Source organism: Cohnella sp. (assembly GCF_041641335.1).
Lineage (GTDB): Bacteria > Bacillota > Bacilli > Paenibacillales > Paenibacillaceae > Cohnella.
The window spans coordinates 55,029-78,773 of record NZ_JBEPYQ010000002.1 but is presented as its reverse complement, the minus strand read 5'-3'; the positions used below and the strand labels follow the sequence as shown (position 1 = coordinate 78,773).

The window sequence follows — 23,745 nt, the reverse complement described above, 5'->3', positions numbered from 1 at the left end:
GCAGCTTCATTTTTCTTCTTATGCTTTTCCAGAGCAAGCTGACACATTACGATAACTTTTCCCATTGGGCGATTGTTTTGAAGGTGATGTTAAGTGCGGATGCCTTCCCGACGGCCGCTTCCGATCTCATTGATTTTAAGAATTACCCGCTTGGCGTCTCGTCTTTTCTCTATTATGTTTGCCGTTTCGCGGGGCATTCCCAGTCCATGATGCTGTTCGCGCAGGGACTGCTCATCTTTTCCTGCTTCTATGCCATGTTTGGCTTGGTTTCCGAAAAGAAACGCTTCCTCTTGTACGCTTTTCTCGGTTTGGGACTTTCCGCGCTCTCGTTTTTCAATATTACGATTCGCATCACCAATCTGTTGGTAGACTTTTTGCTCCCGATTTATACGCTTGCCATCTTTACGATGGTCTATAAATATCGCAACGATATTTTCCGAGCCTGCATAGCGATACTTCCGCTCGCCGGATTGCTGACGATCATGAAAAGCACCGGCATCATTTTTGCGGCGATCGGCTTTCTCTACTTGACGTATACTTGGCTGACTCATAGTCGCAAGCCTTTCTGGAAAAATGCGCTTGCCGTCGTCGGGCTTATTTGCGCCGCATTGCTTCCTTACTTGGGCTGGAGCTGGCGCATGGCGACCGTCTTTCAAGGAATAGAGAACAAATTCGACGTCGCTGCCTCCGGTCTTCAAAGTGTGGATCAGGGGAAAACTCCGGAGCAAATGAACGAAATTATTTCTCTATTTCTGAAGTCCAGCATGGATCTTACGACAAGGCCCGCAATGGGGATTGTCGCATTCGAGATTTCAGCGATCGCGGCTTCCATTATTGCGGCCGTCGTGCTGAAGAAGAAATGGCGCTTATGGAAAGCGCTGATTGCGCTTAATTTCGTACTGTTGTCGTACTACGCAGGCATTCTGGGGCTATACCTCTACTCCATGCCGCTGGACGAGGCCATTTGGCTGGCCGGATTTGAACGTTACGCTTCGAGTATCGTGGTCCTCTTTGTCGGCGGCTTGGTGCTGTGCGCTACAGTAGACCTGGAACGTTCATTTCATTATAAAATCGGCGAAGTGCCCGACTCGCGAGCGTTCAAGAGCGTGCAGACGAAAGGTTTTTATCAGAAAGGGATCTGGGCTTGCATGGCTGTTGCGGTCACCTTGTTGTTATCGGAATACAACGGCATCCAATCCATCTCGAGCAGCTACGAGACGACGCTTCCGCACAAAATCCAGACGATTACCGGAGATCGGTGGTATGCCGACGGCAAAGAGGACAACAGCAAATATCTTTTCTACGCCTCCGATGCCGATCAGCAGGTGACGAACTTTTATATGCAGTATATTGGGAGGTACTTCTTGTACGCTTCGCACGTGGACGGGATTTGTTTGTTCTACGAGGACAATATGGACAACCTGTTGAGCGGTTACGATTACCTGGTCGTCGTGGAAAGCGATTCGGACGGGAATCGGCTTCTGAACAAGCATTACGGGGTAGATATGAAGGATGGCATCTACACTATAACTCGTTCCGGGGAGCAGATTGTTCTTACTATGCTTTGACCCAACGGTCGAAACTGATAGAATTTGGGAATACCGCCAAGAGTAGAGATGCTCTTCTTGGTGGTATTTCCATTTTTTTATGGAAAAAATCCAGTTTAGTTAATTCTTAATCCAGGACGGTCACTCCGATGGAATATATTTCATCCCATAGGACAGACTAATGGGAAGAAATCATTGGCCGACACTCGGCCTTCAGGAGGGGGAGCCACTTTTGGCTTGCAAAGAGACACGAAAACCATCCGACAAACGTCCTTACGCCTGGCTGCTTGCCGGGCTGTTGACGGCTGCCCTGATCGCGCCGTCTGCGGCCTACGCCAAGGAGCCGGCGGTTAAGCAGCCGGCAACCGATTTGGCCTCCAACGCTAAGTCCGCGATTCTGATGGATGCGGACAGCGGGACGATCATCTATGAGAAGAACAGCACATTGGCTCTGCCTCCCGCCAGCATCACGAAAATCATGACGATGCTGCTCGTGATGGAAGCGATCGACGAAGGCCGGCTGAAGCTGACCGACAAGGTAACGGCGAGCGAATACGCCTCGTCAATGGGCGGCTCCCAGATCTTCCTGGAGCCCGGGGAAGAGATGACCGTCGAGGATATGCTTAAGGGCGTTGCCCTCGCTTCCGGCAATGACGCTTCCGTGGCGCTCGCCGAGAAGCTGGGCGGAAGCGAGCAGCAGTTCGTTGCGATGATGAACGAGAAGGCGGCCGAGCTTGGCATGGCCAACACGAAGTTCGTCAACTGCAACGGGCTGCCCGCGGACGGTCACGAATCCTCCGCGCGCGACATCGCCATCATGTCGCGGGAGCTGCTGAAATACGAAAGCATTACGAAATACACAGGACTGTACCAGGATTACTTGCGCAAGGGCAGCCCCAAGCCGTTCTGGCTCGTGAATACGAACAAGCTCGTTCGCTTCTACAGCGGAGCCGACGGCTTGAAGACCGGCTTTACGAGCGAAGCGAAGTTCTGCTTGTCGGCGACGGCGCGCCGGGACAACCTGCGTCTGATCGCCGTCGTGATGGGCGAGCCGAACACGAAGACGCGCAACGCGGAAGTATCGCATCTGTTCGATTATGCGTTCGCTCAATATACGAACGTCCCGATCTACAAGAAGGGCGACCCGATCGGAACGCTGCCGGTGGAGAAGGGCAAAGTCGCCAAAATTCCGCTGACGGCCAAGCATTCGTACAGCGTCCTCTTGAAGAAGGGCGACGCGGGCAAGGGTATACGCCATGAGCTTGTGCTGGAACCTAACGTCAAGGCGCCGGTCGAGATCGGTCAGCCGATCGGCAAGCTGATCGTCTACCGCGGCAACGACGTTCTGACCGAGTTTCCGGTAGAATCGCCGGTAGCGGTCGAACGAGCGGGCTGGTGGTCGCTGCTGCGCCGCACAACTGGACACTTGTTCTTCTCGGATTCTGATTAATTCGGCGATAAGGCGGCACGACGAACAGAACGTCGCCGCCTCTTTCGCGCGTTTTGTCGAATCGGGAGGGCCAGCTTCTAGTTTTGTCGGAGGGCAGGAATGGGAGAGCGTTTCGTAGAATTGGTGACGAGCAAGCAGGATATGGGGAAGGGGAAATGAAGATGAGCTTACAGGTCGAGCTGGAGCAGCAACGCAACGTTTTGATCGTCCGCCTGAGAGGGGAACTGGACCATCATACCGCGGACATTGTCCGTTTCAAGATGGAGGACGCGATCCTGCGCGGCCGATGCGATCACGTCGTTCTTAGTCTGAAAGATTTACAATTCATGGACAGCTCGGGACTCGGCGTCATTCTCGGGCGCTACAAGCTCATCAAGGGCCGCGGCGGCAAAATGGTCGTGTGCGACACGCAGCCGAGCGTCAAGAGGTTGTTCGAACTGTCAGGGCTGTTCAAGATTTTATCGTTCTACGATTCGGAGCGTTCGGCAGTCGCCGGTCTGGAGGTCGTATCATGAGCGGACATAACCATATGAAGCTCTCATTCGCAAGCCGTTCCGAGAACGAGTCGTTCGCCAGAGTCTCCGTCGCCGCGTTCGTCTCCCAGCTCGATCCTACGCTGGAGCAGCTGGACGAGATTAAGACGGTCGTATCCGAGGCGGTCACCAACGCGATTATTCACGGATACGACGGAAGAACGGACGGCATCGTCACCGTGGAAGCGGAAATCGACGGAGATACGATCAGCCTGTCCGTAAGCGACCAGGGCAGAGGGATCGAAGATCTGGACTTGGCCAGACAGCCGCTGTACACCTCCCGTCCGGAGCTGGAGCGTTCGGGAATGGGCTTCACGATCATGGAAAATTTCATGGACGAATTCGACGTCGTCAGTTCGGAAGCAGGGGGCACATCTCTTCGGATGAAAAAACGGATCGAGTCGAAAAAAGCGTTGTTTAACTAAAAACCGTGCGGCAGGGGTTGGAGGCATGGAAGCAGAATGGAAACGATCGTCTCCGCCGGCATACTTGGATGACAGCGAAGTGAAGCGCCTCATCGCGCTTAGTCAATCCGGGGATACGACCGCGCGAGACACGCTCGTTAATAGCAATATTCGCCTGGTATGGTCCGTCGTCCAGCGGTTCGCCAATCGCGGCTACGACAGCGACGACCTGTTCCAGATCGGCTGCATCGGCTTGCTGAAGTCGGTGGACAAGTTCGATCTCTCTTACGACGTGAAATTTTCGACTTACGCCGTTCCGATGATCATCGGGGAAATCCAGAGATTCCTCAGGGACGACGGCACGCTGAAGGTGAGCCGATCTCTGAAGGAAATGGCCAACCGCGTCCGCAAGACGAAGGACGAGCTGTCCAAGCGGCTCGGCCGCGCGCCGACGATCGGCGAAGTGGCCGAGGAGCTCGGCGTGACGCCGGAAGAAATCGTGTTCGCCCAAGAAGCGAACAAGCCGCCGACGTCCATTCACGAGACGGTGTTCGAGAACGACGGCGACCCGATTACGCTCATGGACCAGATCGCCGACGAGTCGCAGGAGCGTTGGTTCGACAAGCTGGCGCTGACGGAGGCGATCCAGGGACTGAGCGACAGGGAGAGGCTGATCATCTATTTGCGGTACTTCCGCGATCAGACGCAGTCCGAGGTGGCCGGCCGGCTGGGCATCTCGCAGGTTCAAGTGAGCCGGCTGGAGAAGAAGATCCTGCAAAATATCAAGGACCAGATCGCGCAGTAGGCCTAAGCCTGTAAGGCGCGATCGAGGGAGGCGGACTGCCGGGAAACCGGCGGCCGCCTCCTCTTTTTTTCCCAATTCGCGGTTACGATGACCGCTTCCATTCCATACTAAGCGAAATGCCGAATGGGGAGGGGGTAGCATGGGCCGTTCCGAAGAGGATTCCACAGTCGTCTACGTCCGCATGCGAAGGCGAGCCGTTGTTCGGCCGGGAGCGGTCGTCTACCTGGGAGACGTCGCGAGACTGGTGACGGAGACGGCGCTGCAGAAGCGGCTGGAGAAGCTTCCGCTCCACGAAGTGACCGCCGCCGACGGTAATCTGGTGCTGATCGACATGCTGCAAGTGGTCAAAGCCATTCGCGAAGCGGAACCGGGCATGGTCATCGAGACGTTCGGAGAGCCGCACGTGCTGCTGGAAATATCGCCTGCCGGGGAAGTCAAACCGCGCAAAGTCGTGCTCGTGCTCGCCTGGCTCCTGCTATTCTTCGGGTCCGGGATGGCGATGATGAATTTCCATGCCGACGTCAATATGCCCGCGGTGCAGCTACGGATAACCGAGCTGATCACCGGGAAGGGGAGCAAGCATCCGTGGCTGTTTCAAATTCCGTATTCGATCGGAGTCGGAATGGGCATGCTGCTGTTTTTCAACCGGCTCTTGCGCAAGCGGCTGAACGACGAGCCTAATCCGCTGGAGGTGGAGATGTTCATGTATCAGGAAAATGTGAACCATTACGTCATTACCGAGGAATATCGCAAAAAACACGAGGACAGAACGGGAAGAGATGGCGGCTGAAGCGCTGCGAGGCTTGCTGCTCGGCGTCGTGAGCCTGGCGGGCGGATTTGCCGTCGGGAGCGCCTTCGTGGCGCTGCTGATCGTGCTCGATCTGATCCCCAGGCTGGTACAATTGACAAGGGCGTATCGCCGGTCTCCCGTATTCGAATCCGCCATCCTGATCGGATCGCAGTACTGGATATGCGCCGATCTGTTCGACTGGACGTTCCGGCTGTCGGCTCGCTTCCTGCTCATTCCGGCGGCGTTTCAGGGGCTGTTCGTCGGCATGTTCGCGGCGGCATTAACGGAAGTGCTGAACGTCATCCCTATCGTCTCTAAGAGATTAAAGCTTAAACCCTACTTACTGCCGCTGCTGATGGCCTTGGTATTCGGCAAGGTGACGGGATCCCTCGTCGATTGGCTGTGGCTGCAGCCTTAAGGAGTGTGAACATGATGGAAACGACCGAGCACGGAAGCATGGATTTGAAGAATGCGGGCCGTCCGATGAAATTCCCGAAGGAATTGGGCGAAGAGAGCGGGCGACACGAGGACAATAGAGGTCCGTCGGGACGAAGGTCGGGTCGGAGAGACGAAGAAGACTCGCAAGATCGGGAGGAGGAGTCGATGCCCTCGGCTTCGGAGACGGCCCGCAAGTCCCAGGAGCGCATTCCCTCCGATCTTGAGCGGTGGAAAGAGCTGCTGACCGAGACGATCGGTCTGGACAAGAGCTTCGAAGTTCAAGTGCGCGAGATGACGTTCGGCGGCAGGAAGGTGGCGATGCTGTTCCTCAGCGTGTTCGCGAAGGACGCGTCGCTGACGGAGATTATCAAAAGACTGACCTATCTCGATCCCGACAGCTCGTTCGATTCCGATGCGCTGCAAGCTTTTCTCGAACGTTATGTGCCCGCCGTCCAGATCAAGATGACGGAATCGTTCCCACAGATGATCGACGAGGTTCTGATGGGCAACACGGCGTTCTATGTGGATGGGCAGCCAGCCGCCCTGTTGATCGACGCGAAGTCGTTTCCGTCTCGGGGTCTGGAGCAGCCTTCGCTGGAGAAGGTCGTCAGAGGCAGCCAGGACGGCTTCACCGAGACACTGCTGACGAACGTCGCGCTCGTCCGGCGCCGGCTTCGCGACCCGAATTTGCGCTTCGAGGTCATGAAGGTGGGACGCCGTACCCAGACCGACGTCTGCATAGGGTACATCGACGATATCGCGAACACGGAACTGGTGGAGTCGATCCGGGACAAAATCCGTGCGATCGATATCGACGGTCTCCCGCTCGCCGACAAACAGCTGGAGGAGATGACGGTGAGCAGCAGTTGGAGTCCGTTCCCCCTGGTGCGTTATACGGAGCGGCCGGACGTCGTCGCGGCGCAGCTGCTCGACGGCAGCGTAACCGTCCTCGTCGACACGTCGCCTAGCGCGATTTTGCTTCCGACCACTTACTTCGACCTGGTGCAGCATGCGGAAGAGAATCGCCAAAATCCGTTCATGGGCTCCTACATGAGGTGGGTGCGGTACTTGGGCATTATCGCTTCGCTCGTCCTGATGCCGCTGTGGTTTCTGTTCAACGCGAATCCCGACCTCCGTCCCGATTGGCTGTGGTTCGTCGGAACCGATAAAGCGGGTGAGATCCCGATTATTCTCCAGTTCGTCATCGCCGAGATCGGCGTCGATCTGCTGCGGCTTGCCGCCGTTCATACGCCTGCGCCGCTCGTCACTGCGATGACGCTGCTCTCAGCGATCTTGATCGGGGACATTGCGGTCAAGACCGGACTATTCGTCAATGAGGTCATTCTGTACATGGCCGTATCCGCGATCGGGATGTTCGCGACGCCGAGCTACGAGCTGGGATTGGCCAACCGGATCATTCGGCTGGGCTTGCTGCTCTCCGTCTTTTTCCTCCAGGAAATCGGCTTTGTCCTGCTCTCGACGGTTACGCTGCTGTATTTGGCGTTCAAGAGGTCGTTTAACGCGCCTTACCTGTGGCCGTTCTTGCCCTTTAACGCCGTCGCTTTCCGCAACATCCTGTTCAGAATGCCGCTTTCGACCAACAAAAAGAGACTCTCCATTTACCGGACCAAAAAAAATCGCAAACAGCCGGTTTAGCGGACAGTTTGAACAACCTCTTGAAGGTTTAATGCAAATGTTGTGGCAAATCCTCCATATCCCCTTGGCCGGTTTTCCGTTATACTGAGTGTTAAAGTGCAAACACCGGACAGCCGGACGACGGCCCGATTCCGGAAATATTCGCCAAAGGGGAAAAGAAGTTATGTTCTTGCATGGTACGAGCAAAATAAATAGCAAAGGTCATCTGGAAATCGGAGGATGCGACGTTACGGATTTGGCGAAGCAGTTCGGCACTCCGCTGTACATCGTGGACGAGGAGCTGGTGCGCGTGCGCGCCCGCGAATTCATGGAAGCTTTCCGCGCGACGGGCATGCGTCATCAGGTCGCTTACGCCTCCAAGGCGTTCTGCGTCATGGCGATGTGCCGCGTGGCCGAAGAGGAAGGCATGAGTCTCGACGTCGTGTCCGACGGCGAGCTATATACGGCGCTTCAGGCGGGTTTTCCGGCCGAGCGCATTCATTTCCACGGCAACAATAAAACGCCCGAAGAAATTCTGATGGCGCTGGAAGCGAACATCGGCTGCTTCGTCGTCGACAACTTTAACGAACTGCACCTTCTGAACGCCCTGGCAGGCGAACAAGGCAAGCGCGTCAACGTGCTGCTGCGCATTACGCCGGGGGTCGAAGCCCATACGCACGATTACATCTCCACCGGCCAACAGGACTCGAAGTTCGGTTTCGACTTGGGTAACGGCACGGCGTTCAAAGCGATCGAGACGGCGATCTCCCTGCCGAATCTGAAAGTGCTCGGCGTCCATTCCCATATCGGCTCGCAAATTTTCGAAGTCGAAGGCTTCCGGATGGCAGTCGAAAAAGTATCCGCCTTCGCGGTGGACATCCGCGACAAGCTGAACCATACGTTCACGGTACTGAACCTCGGCGGCGGATTCGGCATTCGTTACGTGGAAGGCGATCAGCCGCTGCCGCTCGGCACTTACGTACAGGCGATCGCGGACGCCGTCCGCACGACCTGCGAGAACGCGAGCTTCCCGCTTCCGGAAATTTGGATCGAGCCGGGCCGCAGCATCGTCGGCGATGCCGGCACGACGCTGTACACCGTCGGAACGAGCAAAGACATTCCGGGCGTGCGCAAATATATCGCGGTGGACGGCGGCATGACCGACAACCCGCGTCCGGCTCTGTATGAGTCCAAATACGAGGCGGTTCTGGCGAACCGCGCCAACGACTCCGCGGAAGAGGTCGTCTCCGTCGCGGGCAAATGCTGCGAGAGCGGCGATATGCTCATCTGGGATCTGAACCTGCCTGCCGTACAATCCGGCGATCTGCTCGCGGTGTTCTGCACGGGAGCGTACAACTACGCGATGGCGAGCAACTACAACCGCATCCGCCGTCCTGCCGTCGTCTTCGTAAGAGACGGCCAGGCGGATCTCGTCGTCGCCCGCGAGACGTACGAGAATATCGTCGGCAACGACGTCATCCCGCAGCGCTTGCAGAAGCAAGCGGTCGCGAAATAAGCATGGCACTCGGCGCCGCGTCCCTGCAGAGGGGCGCGGCGTTCATTTTAGCGGGCGAATCGTCCGTCCCGATTTAGCACAGCGCCGCCCTGCCGGCGCGGGCATTACGGCGGCTTGCCTGGATGGACAGGTGGTGCGTCGGCAAGGAAATGTTGTAAAATAAGGTGAATCGAACTTGAGGAGGATACAGATTTGGCTAAAGAAGCGATTATCAAAATGGCGGACGGCAACGAAGTCGTCCTTGAACTGTTCGACCAGGACGCGCCCAACACGGTCGCGAACTTCGAGAAGCTGGCTAACGAAGGCTTTTACGACGGCATTCCGTTCCATCGCGTCATTCCGGGCTTCGTTGCGCAAGGCGGCTGCCCGAACGGCAACGGAACCGGCGGACCGGGTTACACGATTAACTGCGAGCACAACAAGAACAGGCACGAGCGTGGAAGTCTGGCAATGGCTCACCGAGGACCGAATACCGGCGGCAGCCAGTTCTATATTTGCTTCCAGCCGCAGCCTCACCTGGACGGCGTACATACCGTATTCGGCAAAGTAACGTCCGGCATGGAGCATGTGGACGCATTCAAAGGGCAGGACAAGATGGAATCCGTCCGCGTAAGCTGACCATAATTCCAACCTGACCGCTTGCAATTTGGCAGGCGGAGTGATACACTGACATACAATAGTTGCTTATCCTTCGGGGCGGGGCGCAATTCCCCACCGACGGTGATCGGCAGCACTTTGGCCATCGATCGCATCGAAGCCGATTTTGCCGCCGTCAGTCCGTGACCCGTCATCGCTTCTTCCGGTCGATCCGGCGGACGCTTTGCGGTGGACCTGGTGAGAATCCGGGACCGACAGTAACAGTCTGGATGGGAGAAGGAAGCACAGCGGCCATGCCGTGTCAAATGGAGAGCGTCGACTCGCGGGTAACGGGAATTCCGGCATTCGTCGGACTTAATTGTTCCTTTTTTCACAAACCTGCGTTGCGACGGGTTGTTTCAGTATGCTTGTCGATTCGATCCTAAGCTGCTGTTTCCCCCTGCTTTTCGGGACACGACCTGAAGGCCTGTTTATCGCTGTGCATTTAACGCCCCCGGGATGATTCGCTCCCGGGGGCTTTTTGTCTGACCGACGACAGGAGAGGAGGAGACAGATGGACATTCTGAATGACGAATATTACATGCGGCTGGCGCTTAATTTGGCGGACGGGGCTTCCGGACAGACCGGCGTTAATCCCGTCGTCGGCTGCGTCGTCGTGAAGGAAGGCCGGATCGTCGGCTTGGGCGCCCATCTGAAGCGGGGCGAAGGCCACGCGGAAGTGCATGCGCTGAATATGGCCGGCGCTCAGGCACGAGGGGCGACCGCATACGTCACGCTCGAGCCTTGCAGCCATTACGGCCAGACGCCGCCCTGCTGCGAGCGCCTGATCGAAGAAGGCGTGTCCCGCGTCGTCGTCGCCGCGGTCGATCCGAATCCGCTCGTCGCCGGACGAGGGATCGCCAGACTGCGCGAAGCGGGCATCGAGGTGCTGACCGGCGTGCTTGAGGCGGAAGCCTCCGCCCGGAACGAGGCGTTCAATAAGTTCATTCGTACCGGAATGCCCTTCGTTACGCTGAAGACGGCGCTAAGCCTGGACGGGCGCATCGCCACGCATTCGGGCCACAGCCGCTGGATTACGGGCGCTGCGGCCCGGGAAGCCGTTCATACGCTGCGGCATCGCCACAGCGGGATTATGGTCGGCGTGCAGACGGTGCTGGCCGACGATCCCGAGCTGACGACCCGCCTCGCCGTACCGGCGCTGAACCCGACTCGCATCGTCGTCGATTCCAAGCTGAACGTCCCTCCGGCCGCAAGAGTGCTGAACGACGCCGCCCCGACGATCGTTCTGACCACGCTGCAAGCGGACGAGGGGAGAGCCGAACGGCTCAGAGAGCTTGGCGCGGAGGTGCTGCGTCGCGGAGGCGGCGAGCGCGTCGATCTGGCTTCGGCGATGAAGGCGCTGGGGGAACGGGGGATCAGCTCTGTGCTGCTAGAAGGTGGCGGCGTGCTCAATGGCGCCATGCTGGAAGCGGGCCTCATCGATAAGGTGATGCTGTTCTACGCTCCGATTATCGTTGGAGGAGAAGGAGCTCCGTCCGCATTCTCCTATGTCGGACCTAACGAAATGTCCGCGGCGCTTCGTCTTGCGAGAGTAACGATGCAAAGCTATGGAGACGATTGGTGTGTGACCGGGTATCCCGACAACCGGCTTGCCCCATCCGGGGCGGAACCGCCTGAGCGTGCAGGCAAGGAGGAAGGCTAACGATGTTTACGGGACTTATTGAAGAAATGGGCATGCTGCGCTCCGTGCAGCGCAGGGGAGAGGCGATGATCCTCGGCATCGCGGCTTCCAAGGTGTTGGAGGACGTTAAGCTCGGCGACAGCATCGCGGTCAACGGAGTATGCCTGACCGTCGTCGAGTTCGATAGAACGAGCTTCGCGGTGGACGTGATGCCGGAAACTTACCGTCACACGAACCTGAGCGCGCTCAAACCTGGCGCTCCGCTGAACCTGGAGCGGGCGATGCAAGCCGGAGCTCGGTTCGGCGGACATCTCGTGCAAGGACATGTGGACGGCACGGGGACGATCAGAGGCCGAACGGCCGAAGCCAACGCCGTCGTCTTCGCGATCGAGCCCGACGATCGCTCCATGCTGCGCCACGTCGTGCAGCAAGGCTCGATTACGCTGGACGGAATCAGCTTGACGGTCGTCTCGACCGACCCGGACGCCGGCGCGTTCACCGTATCGATCATTCCCCACACGCTTCGCGAAACGGTGCTGCAGCATAAGCACCCGGGCGACACGCTTAATATCGAATGCGACATTCTCGGCAAATACGTCGATCATCTGCTGAACTGGCGGGATCATGCCCCTTCCGCTCGCAAGGCCGGAGGATTGACGGAGTCGATACTGCGCGACAACGGATTTATGTGAAAGGAGAGGGCAACATGGAAGAGCATCAGTTTGACCGGATCGACGACGCGATCGAGGATTTGAAGCAAGGGAAGATCATCATCGTCGTCGACGACGAAGACAGGGAGAACGAAGGGGATCTGATCGCGCTGGCCGACAAGGCGACGCCGGAAGTGATCAACTTCATGATCAAGGAGGCCCGCGGGCTGCTCTGCGTTCCGATTACCCAGGAACGCGCGGAAGCTCTTGACTTGCCGCCGATGGTCAATCACAATACGGATTATCACGGCACGGCGTTCACCGTTTCGGTCGATCACGTGTCCACGACGACGGGGATTTCGGCTCACGAGCGTTCGCTGACGGTGCAGGCGATGATCGATCCGGAGGCTAGGCCGGGCGACTTCCGCAGGCCGGGCCACATTTTCCCGCTGATCGCCAAGAACGGCGGCGTGCTCAGACGGGCCGGCCATACGGAGGCGGCGATCGATCTGGCGAGAATGAGCGACTCCGCGCCCGCGGCCGTTATCTGCGAAGTCATCAAGGAAGACGGAACGATGGCGAGGCTGCCGGATCTGCAGATTTTTGCCCGGGAGCACGGGCTGAGGCTGATCACGATCAAGGATCTGATTCATTACCGCAACGAGAAGGAGAAGCTCGTGAAGCGGGAAGTCGCCGTCCGCCTGCCGACGGACTTCGGTACGTTCCAGGCAATCGCCTATTCGAACGAAGTCGACCGCAAGGAGCATGTCGCCTTCGTTAAGGGAGAGCTGGACGGTTCCAAGCCGGTGCTCGTGCGCGTGCATTCCGAGTGCTTGACCGGCGACGTGTTCCATTCCCATCGCTGCGATTGCGGGCCCCAATTGGAAGCCGCGCTCAGGCAGATCGATGAAGCGGGCAGCGGCGTGCTGCTCTATATGAGGCAGGAAGGACGCGGCATCGGCCTGATCAACAAATTGCGGGCCTACGAGCTGCAGGAGCAGGGATTGGATACAGTGGACGCGAATATCAAGTTGGGATTCGCTCCCGACTTGCGCGATTACGGCATCGGGGCGCAAATTTTGAAAGATCTCGGCATTCGCGACATTCGTCTGCTGACGAACAATCCGCGCAAGATCAAGGGGTTGGAAGGTTACGGCTTAAACGTCGTCGAACGCGTTCCGATCCAGATGCAGGAGAACGAAGACAATACCGGATATTTGCATACCAAAAAAGCCAAGCTGGGCCATCTGCTGTCGTTCCAAGGCGAGCCTGACTACAACATTTGAGAGGATGAACGAATATGTCTATCGTATATGAAGGTCACTTAGTATCCAAAGGGTTAAAATACGCGGTCGTCGTCGGAAGATTCAACGAGTTTATCTCGTCCAAACTGCTCGGAGGAGCTCTTGACGCGCTCAAGCGCCACGGGGCGCAAGAGGACGAGATCGAGATCGCATGGGTTCCGGGAGCGTTCGAAATTCCGCTGATCGCCCAGAAGCTGGCGGAGAGCGGCAAGTACGACGCCGTCATTACGCTCGGCGCGGTCATCCGCGGTTCCACGCCGCACTTCGACTACGTCTGCAACGAAGTCGCGAAGGGCGTTGCCGCGATATCGCTTAAGACGGGCGTGCCGACGATCTTCGGCGTGCTTACGACGGACAGCATCGAGCAGGCTGTGGAACGCGCTGGAACCAAAGCGGGCAACAAAGGTTGGGACGCCGCTACGACGGCGATCGAGATGGCGAATTTGACGCGGGCGATCTCCGGCTGATAAGATCTTATTTTAGGGATAGACAGGATCGTGCGCAGAGGCAGGAGGAGAAACCCGCGTGGCAATGCTGTACAAGCTGGAGACGTTCGAAGGTCCGCTCGATTTGCTGCTCCATCTTATCGACAAAGCGGAAATCGATATTCAGGATATATCGATCAGCGACATTACCGATCAATATATGGAATACTTGGCGGCTATGCAGGAGCTCGAGCTTGACATTACCAGCGAGTTTCTCGTCATGGCGGCGACGCTGCTCTCGATGAAGAGCAGGCAGCTGCTGCCGAAGCCTCCCGTTACGGAAGAGCCGTGGCTGACGGTCGACGAAGACGACGAGCTCGATCCGCGCGAGGAACTGATCCGCAAGTTGATCGAGTACCGCAAGTTCAAGTCGGTAGCCGGACAGCTTCGGGAGAAGGAGTGGGACCGCAGCCAAGTGTACACGCGCGAGCCTGCGGACCTTACTCCGTACGAGAAGGCGATCAAGACGAATCCGGTCGAAGGCTTGCACGTGAACGATCTGGTGAGCGCTTTTCAGAAAGCGATGAGGCGTCTGGCCGGAAGAAACCGGGTATCTTCCATTCGCAAGGACGAGATTTCGGTCAAGGACCGGATTCTCGACATCATTCATACGCTCAAGAACCGTTCGACCGAAGGGAAGCTGCTGTTCTCGCAGCTGCTGAGGGAAGCGGACGATCGCGAGGAGATCGTAGTCACCTTCCTGGCGATTCTGGAGTTAATGAAGCGAAGATGGGTTTCGTGCCATCAGAACGCGCTGTTCGATGAAATCGTGTTGTCGTGGACGGGGAGAGAAGAGAACGATGAATTACTCGACATTGAAATCGGTACTTGAAGGCTTGCTGTTCGTATCCGGAGACGAAGGAATCAGCGCCAAGACGGCGGCGGAAGTGGTGGAGACGGACGTGGAAGTCGTCACGGACGTATTCAAGGATCTTCAGAAGGAGTTCGTCAAGAAGAACCGAGGCATCCGCATCGCCGAAGTCGCAGGAGGATATCGTCTGACGACCGTCATCGAACACGCGCCTTATTTCGAGAAATTGGCGTACTCTCCTTCCCGTTCTTCGCTGTCGCAGGCCGCGCTGGAGACGCTCGCGATCATCGCTTACAGGCAGCCGATTACCCGGATCGAGATCGAGGAGATTCGCGGAGTGAAAGCCGATCGTCCGATTCACCATCTGGTGAACAAGGACCTGATCGAGGAGAAGGGCAGAGCCGACGCGATCGGCAGGCCGATCCTGTACGGCACGACGAAGGCGTTCCTCGACTATTTCGGCTTGCCGAGCATCCAGAGCTTGCCGGAGCCGACGATCGCGGACGGGGACGACGAATTGGAAGAAAGAACGAAGATGCTGTTCGACCGAATCGAAGGGCGGCAGCTGTCCTTGGAAGATCTGGATCGCGAGCTCGAAACGGACTAATCGTTGGCGCGAATATGGAATGAAAGGAAGCCAGAAGGTCATACTACCCCTAGGAAAGGCGGGGGAGGTATGGCCTTTTGGCTTTGGATCGCCTTGGCGGTCGCAGCGGCGGCTATCGTCGCGGCAATGTTTTCGCAGATCAAGGTGCGCGTGCGTTACTCGCGCAGCGGCAAGCTGGATCAGCTGGTCGTTATCGTTCAGGCGTTGTTCGGCCTTTTTCGCTATCAAATTTTGCTGCCCTCCATCGCGATCCGCGGCTGGAACATGGTATACGCTGAGCATCGGGAAGGCGGATTTCCCGGCAAGGAGAACGAAACCGGAACCAGACGGACACTGGGAAGGAAAACGGTTCTGCGGGACTTGAGGGCCTATCGGTCGGTGCTCGTATCCACGAAGCAGTTTAAGCGCTGGGCGAGAAGGACGCTGAAAAAGGTGGAGTGCACCCGTTGGCGGCTCGATTTTCGCGTAGGCACGGGAGACGCGGCGTCGACGGCGGTGCTGACGGGACTGCTGTGGGCCGTGTCCGGTTGCGCGACGGGCGTTGCGGATAGGCTAATCTCCTTGCGCACTTCTCCGCGCGGCGAGGTGACGCCGAATTACTCGTCGTCCGAATTTACGGTCGTCTGGGAAGCGGACTTTCGCATTCGCCTGGCAACCGCCGTCGCGGCTTTCATCAAGCTGGGAAAAAGGACCGTTCGCATCCGCAAAGCGATTCGAGCTTGGCGCAGCTGGCTAACGCCGCCGAGCGAAGGCTTGAGCTGACCCCATCTGGCAACGAGAGGCTCGGAATGCGACGCATAAAGGCAGCGGGAGTTCGGGCAAATTAGGTACACGAAAGGAGGAGTTGAAGATGTCACAGCATCAGCATCCGATTAACGGTTTAATGCAAACCGCCATGGAAAACATCAAGGACATGGTGGACGTCAACACGATCGTCGGCGAACCGGTGCAAACTCCCGACGGCAGCGTCATTATGCCGATCTCGAAGGTCGGCTTCGGCTTTGCGGCGGGAGGCAGCGAGTTTACGGCGATGGACGACGCGTCCGGCGATTCCGGGCATCATCATTCGCAGGGCCAAGACGGTCAAAATGCATCGGTCGCGCTTCCGTTCGGGGGAGGCAGCGGGGGAGGCGTATCCATAACCCCGATCGCCTTCCTCGTCGTCGGCTCGCAAGGCGTCAAAGTCGTTCCGCTGGACAATCAGACGCATCTGCTAGAGCGTTTGATCGACGCCGCTCCCGAATGGGTCGACAAGCTGAAGAACGCCTTCATGCGCAGTCCGAACGCGACGGAGACGATCCGCACGGTCGAGACGAAAACGTCCGCCGATTCCTCGCTTATGTAACCCGGGGCCGTCCCGCAAGTCATCGCAAGATGACTCGCGGGGCGGCTCCTTTTTTTGCCCGACTGCGTCGGCTAAGAGCGAACGGGCGTTGGCGGAGGCGGGCCTCCATTACGTTGGACACATACTTTGGGACACGCATACATAAAATGGTGGCAGGAACTTTTTCGCGAAGGGCGATCCCCGTCTTCGGAACCGACCGCCCAAGGAGGACAGGCATGATCAACAAAACTCGCTGCTTCAGAAATATTCGTCTGCTCGGAATCGCCTTGACGCTGTGCTCTCTGCCTGCACTGGCGGTTGCCGCCGCCGGAGCGGCCAAGCCGTCCGGGCCGCCTGCGAACCAGGCGAGGGCGGCCGCCCTCGCCGACGTCGCGTCGGGGCGGATTCTATACAGCCAGCGCGGGGACGAGCCGATGAAGATTGCCAGCCTGACGAAGATCATGACGGCCATCGTCGCAATCGAGCACGGCAAGCTGGACGACGCCTTGAAGGTGAGCAAGCGGGCCGCCGGCAAGGAAGGCTCCTCGCTATATTTGAAGGTCGGAGAGAAAATCTCGCTGCGCAACGCGCTGTACGGCCTGATGCTGCGCTCCGGCAACGACGCCGCGACGGCGATCGCCGAACACGTCGGAGGCTCGGTCGAAGGCTTCGCATTCCTGATGAACCGGAAGGCCGAGGAGCTCGGGCTGGCCAACAGCCATTTCATGAATCCGCACGGACTGGACGAGCCCGGCCACTATTCTTCCGCCAACGACTTGGCCAAGCTGACCGTCTACGCGCTGCGCAACCCGGAGTTTAAGAAAATCGTCGGCACGCAGGTCCGAACCGCGCCCAACCCCAACGACTCCTGGGATTACAAATGGGTGAACAAAAATAAAATGCTGCGGTTGTACGAAGGGGCGGACGGCGTCAAGACGGGTTATACGAAGCAGGCGCTGCGAACGCTCGTCAGCTCCGCGACCCGGGGCGGGCAGCAGCTCGTTGCGGTTACGCTGAACGACCGCGACGATTGGAACGATCACGCCAGGCTGCTCGACTACGGCTTCACCGGCTTCCCGCTCGCCTCCGTCGTGAAGGCCGGAGAGCCGCTCAAGAATTATCCATACGAGACGGCGGCCGACTTCGCTTATCCGTTCGCCGACGGAGAACGCGAGCGGCTGGAAATCCGGCTCGCCCCGCTTAAGCCGGAGACGGTTCATTACCGTCTCGGCTACCGCGGCGAGCTCAGGTTCATGCTGGACGGCCGCCAGGTCGGGACAGTTCCGCTCGTCGCCGACGCCGAACGGGAACGGCAGGCCGCCCAGGAGACGAGGCCGGGCGACGACCGTCCGTCGTCTGCTGCGGCCGGCTCGCAAGGCGGGTTCGGGACGGGGTTCAAGACGGCGCTTAGAGCTTTGCTACTGCAAGGAGGGGATTAGCCTATGGTGAACTGGATATGGATGGGCATGATCGTGTTCAGCGTCATCTACGGAGCCGCCAACGGCAAGATGGAGCAGGTGGCGGAGGCGGCCTTCGGCGGCGCGCAGACCGGCGTGACCGTCTGTCTCGGACTGATCAGCATCCTCGTATTCTGGATGGGGCTGATGCGAATCGCCGAAGAGGCCGGGCTCGTCCGCAAGCTGTCCCTGCTCATGGCTCCCGTCGTCCGCAAGCTGTTTCCGGACGTGCCGGGGGACCATCCGGCGATGGGATACATCCTGTCTAATATGAGCGCCAATCTGCTCGGCTTGGGCAACGCGGCCACTCCGATGGGCATCAAGGCGATGCAGGAGCTTCAGAAGCTGAACCCCGAGCCGACCGTCGCCACGCCGGCGATGTGTACGCTGTTGGCGCTGAATACCGCCAGCATCACGCTCGTACCTACGACGATCATCGCCATCCGGATGAACTTCGGCGCCGTTCATCCCGCGGATATCGTGGCGCCGACGCTGCTCGCCACTCTGATCTCGACCGGCGCGGCCATCCTGGCGGACAGGTGGTACCGCCGCCGCAACAAGCTTCCGCCCGCCTTCAAGGCGAACAGGAACACCGGCAGCGTTAACCCAGGCGCCGCCGTTAGTCCGCCTCCCGCGTCCGCCGGAGGAGGCTGATCGCATTGATCTCGATCATTCAGATCGTCTCGACTTGGACGATTCCCGTACTTATCGCCTTTATTCCTCTTTATGCTTCGCTTCGCAAAGTCCCCGTCTACGAGACGTTCGTGGACGGGGCCAAAGACGGCTTCGGGACCGCGATCGGCATCATTCCGCATCTCGTCGGCATGATGACGGCGATCGGCATGTTCCGGGCCTCGGGAGCGATGGACGCCCTCGTCGGCGTAATCCGGCCGGCGCTGGAGCTGATCGGCATTCCGAGCGATGTGCTTCCGCTGGCGCTGCTGCGGCCGATTACCGGGGCCGGCTCGCTCGCGTTCGTCTCGGATCTGATCAAGGAGCAGGGGCCGGATTCCTTCGCCTCCAGAGTGGCGTCGACGATTCAGGGCAGCACCGATACGACGCTGTACGTTCTGACCGTCTACTTCGGAGCCGTCGGCATTCGCAACGCCCGCTACGCGCTCAAGGTCGGGCTGTTCTCCGATCTCGTCGGATTTTTCGCCGCCGTCGCCGCTTGCTGGTTGCTGTTCGGCTTGGTATGATGGGGTGGAGGTGAAAGTCGTGGAGGAAAGATTGCAGAAGGTTCTCGCGAACGCGGGCGTCGCTTCGAGACGCAAGTGCGAGGAACTGATAACGGCGGGCAAGGTGACGGTCAACGGGAAAGTCGTGACCGAGCTCGGCGCCAAAGCCGATCCGGCCGTGGACACGATCACGGTGTCCGGCAAGCCGATCAAGAAAGAATCGAAGATTTACGTGATGTTCAATAAGCCTAAGGGCGTTATTACGAGCGTATCCGATCCGAAAGGGCGGAGCGTCGTGACCGATTACATGAAAGAGATCAAGGAGCGGCTGTATCCGGTCGGACGGCTCGATTACGATTCGGAAGGGTTGCTTCTGCTGACGAACGACGGCGACCTGGCCCACAAGCTGACGCATCCGAGCCATCACGTGCCGAAGACGTATCACGCCACGGTCGAGAGAGTGCCGCACGGCAATGCGCTGGAGAAGCTGGCGAAGGGAATCAAGCTGGACGACGGCATGACCGCCCCGGCGGAAGTCGAATACCAGGATATCGATCCCGACGGCAAGTACGCCACGATCGCCATCACAATCCACGAAGGACGCAATCGGCAAGTCCGCCGGATGTTCGAGGCGATCCGCCACCCGGTGACGAGACTGAAGCGAGTGTCCTTCGGAGGGCTGTTCCTGAACAACCTGCAGCGAGGCAAGCATCGGAAGCTGACCGTGGAAGAGCTGGAGAAGCTTCGCGAGATTGCCGATTCGGTCCAAGAATAGGAAGGAACGACGAGAGAGAAGGCGCGTTAAAGGCGCCTTCTCTTTGATTTTCATTGGGCATCGACTGCTTTTGTTAAGTCTGACCTCCTCGCGAAACTGTACTAATTTAGACAAACTAATTTCTGAAATGCCCGTAAAATCAACGTATACTGGAAGGGGTCGATTGATGCAGGACCCACATTCCGATACAATGGAACTAAGCGAAACGCGGGTGGTGTTGACACGATTATGGGACGTTATCGGAAACCGGTTCAATATATCATTTTAGCCGTCGTGCTTCTCATCGGAGGATACGCGATCGGCAATTCGTTGTTTTCCAAAAGCGTCGTGCTTACGAAGGGCGACAAGCCGCCGGGCTTCCGTCTGGCTGACCTTAACAACGAGGTCCACGATATGAGCGACTACGAGGGCAAGCCCCTCATCATCAACTTTTGGGGGACCTTCTGTCCGCCGTGCCGCAACGAGATGCCGGCTTTGCAGCATCAATACGACAAGTGGAAGGGCCAGGGGCTGGAGCTGATCGGCATTAACCTGAGCGAGGACAAGCTGACCGCGGAAAGCTTCATCCGCCAAGTCGGCGTCAATTTCCCGATTCTGCTGGACAAGGACAAGAAAACGGAAAGAAAATACGGGCTGAAGCAGTACCCGACGACGTTCTTCATCGCCCCCACCGGAGAAATCCAGGAGGTCGTCATCGGCGGGGTGCTGACGGAGGAAGAGATCGACAAGAGAATCGAACGGCTCATTCAGACGAAGTCGTGACGTCAGTCAGGGAGGATTAACCGTTGTTTCAGAACACCAAGTGCGAATGCGGACATCAAAACCCCGTAGGAACGGTCCTGTGCGAGTCCTGCGGCAAGCCCCTCGACGAAGCGCTGCTGAAGGATGAGAACGCGCTGCTGGAAATGAGGTACGACGGCGTGGCGCGCCGATCGCAGAAAGCGAATCCGCATTTCGTCGACCGGATATGGAACTTCTTCTCCTCGGTCAAGATCGCGGTTTACTTAATCGTCATTACGCTGATCGGAGCCGCGTTCGGTACGATTCTTCAGCAGGAGAGCACGATCATCAACCTGACGGAACGCTCCGAATTCGCCTCCTATTACAAGGAGCAGCACGGCACGTTCGGCGTCATTTATCATGCGCTCGGACTGTCGAGAACGTACGAATCGTGGTGGTTTATCGGACTTCTCGTCATGATCGGCACGTCGCTCGTCGTCTGCAGTCTCGATCGGGTGCTGCCGTTGTACCGCGCGCTCTCCAAGCAGCAGGTCCGCAAGCATCTGCAGTTCATCAACCGCCAGCACGTCGTCTACTCGGGCGAGCTGACGCAGAACAAGCAGGAATGGCTCGATCGCTTCGCGAAGGAGCTGAAACGCAAGCGCTACCGCGTTTGGAGGGAAGACGGGGCGCTATTGGCGGAGAAGAACCGGTTCAGCCGGTGGGGACCGTACATCAACCATATCGGCCTTATCGTTTTCTTGCTGGCGGTGCTCGGACGGAGCATTCCCGCCTGGCACATGGACCAGTATTTGACTCTCTACGAGGGAGAGACGCGGCAAATTCCGGGAACGAATTATTATTTGAAGAACGACAAATTCACGATCGATTACTATTCGGACGAAGAGCTGGCCAGCAATCAGAAGGGTACGAAGGTCGTTAAGCTGTACGAGACGAAAGCGCGCCTGTACGAGTGCACGGACGTCTGCGACGATCCGACCCGCGAGCCCGTTCTGACCGAGGTCAAGCAGCACGACATTCGCGTGAACAGCGCTCTTGCCTACAAGGGACTGAAAGTCTATCAGAACAGCTTTCAGGAGAAAGTCCGTTTCATATCCGTGCATCCGACGTTGAAAGACAAGGTTAGCGGAACCGATATCGGCAGCTTCGATCTGAAGATGAACCAGCCGGCGGAGGAGTACAAGCTCGGGGAATACGCGCTCAGGCTGATCGACTATTACCCGGATTTCGGCCTGGACGAGCAGACGAGGCCGATGACCAAGTCGCGCGATCCGAACAATCCGGCGTTCGTCTTCCGGATTGCCGGCCCCGGCATTCAGGACCAGGGAGAAGTGTACGTCTACTTCGCGATGCCGAGCGAGAAGAGCAAGTATTACGAGACGATTCTGAACGAGAGCTTCAAGCAGCGCGGAGACAATTCCGGACGCTTCTCCATTCAAGTGGACAATCCGATCGTCGACGGCCAGATGAACAATATCGAATATTCCGCCTTCACGACGTATTTGAACATTCGCATGGACAGAGCGATGCCGTACGTCTGGGTCGGCGCGGCCATCTCCATGATCGGCCTGATCATGGGCTTCTACTGGCAGCACAGACGGATTTGGCTCCGGATCGACGGCGACAAGCTGGCGCTCGGAGGACATACGAACAAGAATACTTACGGCTTAAGGGCCGACGTTGCCGGAGCGCTGGGCAAAACCGGGATCGCAGTGGACCCTAAGACGCTCGATAACAGGAGGAATGTACGTTGAAGTGGTGGTTGGATTTCAGCAGTGACGCATTTATCGTAGCCTTTTTTCTGTACTGCGCGTCCTTCATCAGCTACGCGATCGCGGTAGGCGGGAAGAAATGGAGCAATCGCAAGCCGGCGGAACACGCGGCGCGCTGGGGCAAAATCGCCTTCGTGCTCGCGGCGATCGGCTGGCTGGCCCATCTGACGTTCTTCTTTACCCGCTGGTACGGCGGCGGCCACATTCCGACCAGCAACATGTACGAGTTCATGACGTTCCTCGGCATGGCCATCATGTTCGCGTTCATCGTCATCTATGCGATTTACCGCAACATGATGCTCGGCGCGTTCACGCTGCCGCTCGTCATCATCATTATCGCTTACGCGTCGGTGTTCCCGTCCGAGGTTCAGCCGCTCATTCCGCCGCTGCAGAGCATCTGGCTGAAAATTCACGTCACGATGGCCGCGGCAGGGGAAGCGTTCTTCGCGATCGGCTTCGCGGCGGCGCTCGTGCAGCTGATCCGCGTCGTCGACTTTACGCGGACGGACAAGGCGGGCCGTCGGGCGCAGTTCTGGACGGAGTTTTCCTTGTACGTCATCATCGTGCTCGTCGGCTTTATCGTGGCAGTGTTCGCTTTCCGCGGCGCGGGATATGAAGCGAAGTTCACGCAAGAGACGGTTACGATCGACGATGCCGGCAACGCGCTTACCAGCGTCGGCGAAGTGAAATACACCTTGCCTCCGCTTGTTGCGCCTTATAACAGCGAGACGGAATCGTTCCAATCGTTCATGGGCATAAAGAAGCCTCTGGTCGAAGCTCCGTCCTGGATGAACGGAGTGAACGCGGGACGCAAGCTGAATACGGTCGTCTGGTCGATCATCGCCGGATCGCTGCTGTACGGTCTCCTGCGCCTGATCGCGCGCAAGAAGCTGACGGCGGCCATCAACCCGCATCTGTCGGACATCGATCCCGACGATCTGGAGGAAATCAGCTACCGCGCCATCGCGATCGGCTTCCCGGTGTTTACGCTCGGAGCGCTGATCTTCGCGATGATCTGGGCGGAGATCGCCTGGTCCAGATTCTGGGGATGGGATCCGAAGGAAGTATGGGCGCTCATTACTTGGTTATTCTACAGCGCTTATTTACATCTTCGCCTGTCGAGAGGTTGGCAGGGAACGAGGTCGGCCTGGCTTGCCGTTATCGGCTTCCTCGTTGTCATGTTCACGCTGGTCGGCGTCAATCTCGTCATAGCTGGATTGCATTCGTATGCCGGGGTATAATGGG

General features: G+C 58.0%; 25 protein-coding genes and 1 riboswitch. All 25 genes read left to right on the top strand.

Annotated elements, in window-relative coordinates; genetic code table 11:
* The first annotated feature begins 206 nt into the window (after positions 1-206).
* The 25 genes from ACESLM_RS01110 (at position 207) to ccsA (ending at position 23,741) form a co-directional block, all read left to right on the top strand.
* Positions 207-1,568, top strand: coding sequence for a hypothetical protein (locus ACESLM_RS01110; RefSeq protein ID WP_372629172.1), 1,362 nt, complete (start codon positions 207-209; stop codon positions 1,566-1,568).
* 211 nt (positions 1,569-1,779) lie between these two features.
* Positions 1,780-2,997 (top strand): D-alanyl-D-alanine carboxypeptidase family protein, encoded by a 1,218-nt coding sequence (locus ACESLM_RS01105; RefSeq protein ID WP_372629171.1) that lies wholly within the window; start codon positions 1,780-1,782, stop codon positions 2,995-2,997.
* A gap of 161 nt (positions 2,998-3,158) precedes the next feature.
* Positions 3,159-3,512, top strand: a complete 354-nt coding sequence (gene spoIIAA / locus ACESLM_RS01100; RefSeq protein ID WP_372629170.1) for an anti-sigma F factor antagonist — start codon at positions 3,159-3,161, stop codon at positions 3,510-3,512.
* Complete coding sequence (spoIIAB, locus tag ACESLM_RS01095; protein WP_094042821.1) at positions 3,509-3,955, top strand: anti-sigma F factor; 447 nt, start codon at positions 3,509-3,511, stop codon at positions 3,953-3,955. The genes spoIIAA and spoIIAB overlap by 4 nt, the downstream gene beginning before the upstream one ends.
* A gap of 25 nt (positions 3,956-3,980) precedes the next feature.
* The gene (gene sigF, locus ACESLM_RS01090) at positions 3,981-4,739 is read left to right on the top strand and encodes an RNA polymerase sporulation sigma factor SigF (protein ID WP_094042820.1); all 759 of its coding nucleotides are present in this window, start codon (positions 3,981-3,983) and stop codon (positions 4,737-4,739) included.
* 139 nt (positions 4,740-4,878) lie between these two features.
* The gene (locus ACESLM_RS01085; RefSeq protein ID WP_372629168.1) at positions 4,879-5,529 is read left to right on the top strand and encodes a stage V sporulation protein AA; all 651 of its coding nucleotides are present in this window, start codon (positions 4,879-4,881) and stop codon (positions 5,527-5,529) included.
* Entirely contained in the window at positions 5,519-5,947 is a 429-nt protein-coding gene (locus tag ACESLM_RS01080) for a stage V sporulation protein AB (protein ID WP_372629166.1), read from the top strand. The genes ACESLM_RS01085 and ACESLM_RS01080 overlap by 11 nt, the downstream gene beginning before the upstream one ends.
* 11 nt (positions 5,948-5,958) lie before the next feature.
* Positions 5,959-7,623, top strand: coding sequence for a spore germination protein (locus ACESLM_RS01075; protein ID WP_372629165.1), 1,665 nt, complete (start codon positions 5,959-5,961; stop codon positions 7,621-7,623).
* A gap of 163 nt (positions 7,624-7,786) precedes the next feature.
* Positions 7,787-9,118, top strand: a complete 1,332-nt coding sequence (gene lysA / locus ACESLM_RS01070) for a diaminopimelate decarboxylase (protein ID WP_372629162.1) — start codon at positions 7,787-7,789, stop codon at positions 9,116-9,118.
* A gap of 192 nt (positions 9,119-9,310) precedes the next feature.
* The gene (locus ACESLM_RS01065; RefSeq protein WP_372629160.1) at positions 9,311-9,736 is read left to right on the top strand and encodes a peptidylprolyl isomerase; all 426 of its coding nucleotides are present in this window, start codon (positions 9,311-9,313) and stop codon (positions 9,734-9,736) included.
* 65 nt (positions 9,737-9,801) lie between these two features.
* Positions 9,802-10,000: riboswitch (FMN riboswitch) on the top strand.
* A gap of 268 nt (positions 10,001-10,268) precedes the next feature.
* Entirely contained in the window at positions 10,269-11,417 is a 1,149-nt protein-coding gene (gene ribD / locus ACESLM_RS01060) for a bifunctional diaminohydroxyphosphoribosylaminopyrimidine deaminase/5-amino-6-(5-phosphoribosylamino)uracil reductase RibD (protein ID WP_372629158.1), read from the top strand.
* Positions 11,418-11,419: 2 nt separating this feature from the next.
* Positions 11,420-12,088: a riboflavin synthase gene (gene ribE / locus ACESLM_RS01055; RefSeq protein ID WP_372629156.1), complete on the top strand. Its 669-nt coding sequence runs from the start codon at positions 11,420-11,422 to the stop codon at positions 12,086-12,088.
* 14 nt (positions 12,089-12,102) lie between these two features.
* Positions 12,103-13,332, top strand: coding sequence for a bifunctional 3,4-dihydroxy-2-butanone-4-phosphate synthase/GTP cyclohydrolase II (locus ACESLM_RS01050; RefSeq protein WP_372629154.1), 1,230 nt, complete (start codon positions 12,103-12,105; stop codon positions 13,330-13,332).
* Positions 13,333-13,346: 14 nt separating this feature from the next.
* On the top strand, positions 13,347-13,817 hold the full coding sequence (ribH, locus tag ACESLM_RS01045) for a 6,7-dimethyl-8-ribityllumazine synthase (RefSeq protein ID WP_372629152.1): 471 nt from the start codon (positions 13,347-13,349) through the stop codon (positions 13,815-13,817).
* A 58-nt stretch (positions 13,818-13,875) separates the two neighbouring features.
* On the top strand, positions 13,876-14,667 hold the full coding sequence (locus tag ACESLM_RS01040; protein ID WP_372629150.1) for a segregation and condensation protein A: 792 nt from the start codon (positions 13,876-13,878) through the stop codon (positions 14,665-14,667).
* Positions 14,636-15,253 carry an SMC-Scp complex subunit ScpB gene (gene scpB / locus ACESLM_RS01035; protein ID WP_372629148.1) on the top strand — a complete coding sequence of 206 codons (618 nt, stop codon included), beginning with the start codon at positions 14,636-14,638 and terminating at the stop codon, positions 15,251-15,253. The genes ACESLM_RS01040 and scpB overlap by 32 nt, the downstream gene beginning before the upstream one ends.
* A 69-nt stretch (positions 15,254-15,322) precedes the next feature.
* On the top strand, positions 15,323-16,015 hold the full coding sequence (locus ACESLM_RS01030; RefSeq protein WP_372629146.1) for a DUF2953 domain-containing protein: 693 nt from the start codon (positions 15,323-15,325) through the stop codon (positions 16,013-16,015).
* An 88-nt stretch (positions 16,016-16,103) separates the two neighbouring features.
* Entirely contained in the window at positions 16,104-16,598 is a 495-nt protein-coding gene (gene ytfJ / locus ACESLM_RS01025) for a GerW family sporulation protein (RefSeq protein ID WP_372629144.1), read from the top strand.
* 215 nt (positions 16,599-16,813) lie between these two features.
* Positions 16,814-18,016 (top strand): D-alanyl-D-alanine carboxypeptidase family protein, encoded by a 1,203-nt coding sequence (locus tag ACESLM_RS01020; RefSeq protein WP_372629142.1) that lies wholly within the window; start codon positions 16,814-16,816, stop codon positions 18,014-18,016.
* Between the two features lie 3 nt (positions 18,017-18,019).
* The gene (locus tag ACESLM_RS01015) at positions 18,020-18,688 is read left to right on the top strand and encodes a nucleoside recognition domain-containing protein (RefSeq protein WP_372629140.1); all 669 of its coding nucleotides are present in this window, start codon (positions 18,020-18,022) and stop codon (positions 18,686-18,688) included.
* 5 nt (positions 18,689-18,693) lie between these two features.
* Entirely contained in the window at positions 18,694-19,233 is a 540-nt protein-coding gene (locus tag ACESLM_RS01010) for a spore maturation protein (RefSeq protein WP_094042805.1), read from the top strand.
* 19 nt (positions 19,234-19,252) lie between these two features.
* Positions 19,253-19,987, top strand: coding sequence for a pseudouridine synthase (locus tag ACESLM_RS01005; protein ID WP_372629138.1), 735 nt, complete (start codon positions 19,253-19,255; stop codon positions 19,985-19,987).
* Positions 19,988-20,215: 228 nt separating this feature from the next.
* A complete protein-coding gene (locus tag ACESLM_RS01000; RefSeq protein WP_372629137.1) occupies positions 20,216-20,749 on the top strand; it encodes a redoxin domain-containing protein in 534 nt (177 codons plus the stop codon).
* A gap of 23 nt (positions 20,750-20,772) precedes the next feature.
* Positions 20,773-22,482 carry a cytochrome c biogenesis protein ResB gene (gene resB, locus ACESLM_RS00995; protein WP_372629135.1) on the top strand — a complete coding sequence of 570 codons (1,710 nt, stop codon included), beginning with the start codon at positions 20,773-20,775 and terminating at the stop codon, positions 22,480-22,482.
* Complete coding sequence (ccsA, locus tag ACESLM_RS00990; RefSeq protein ID WP_372629133.1) at positions 22,479-23,741, top strand: cytochrome c biogenesis protein CcsA; 1,263 nt, start codon at positions 22,479-22,481, stop codon at positions 23,739-23,741. Before resB ends, ccsA begins: the two co-directional genes overlap by 4 nt.
* Positions 23,742-23,745: the final 4 nt, after the last annotated feature.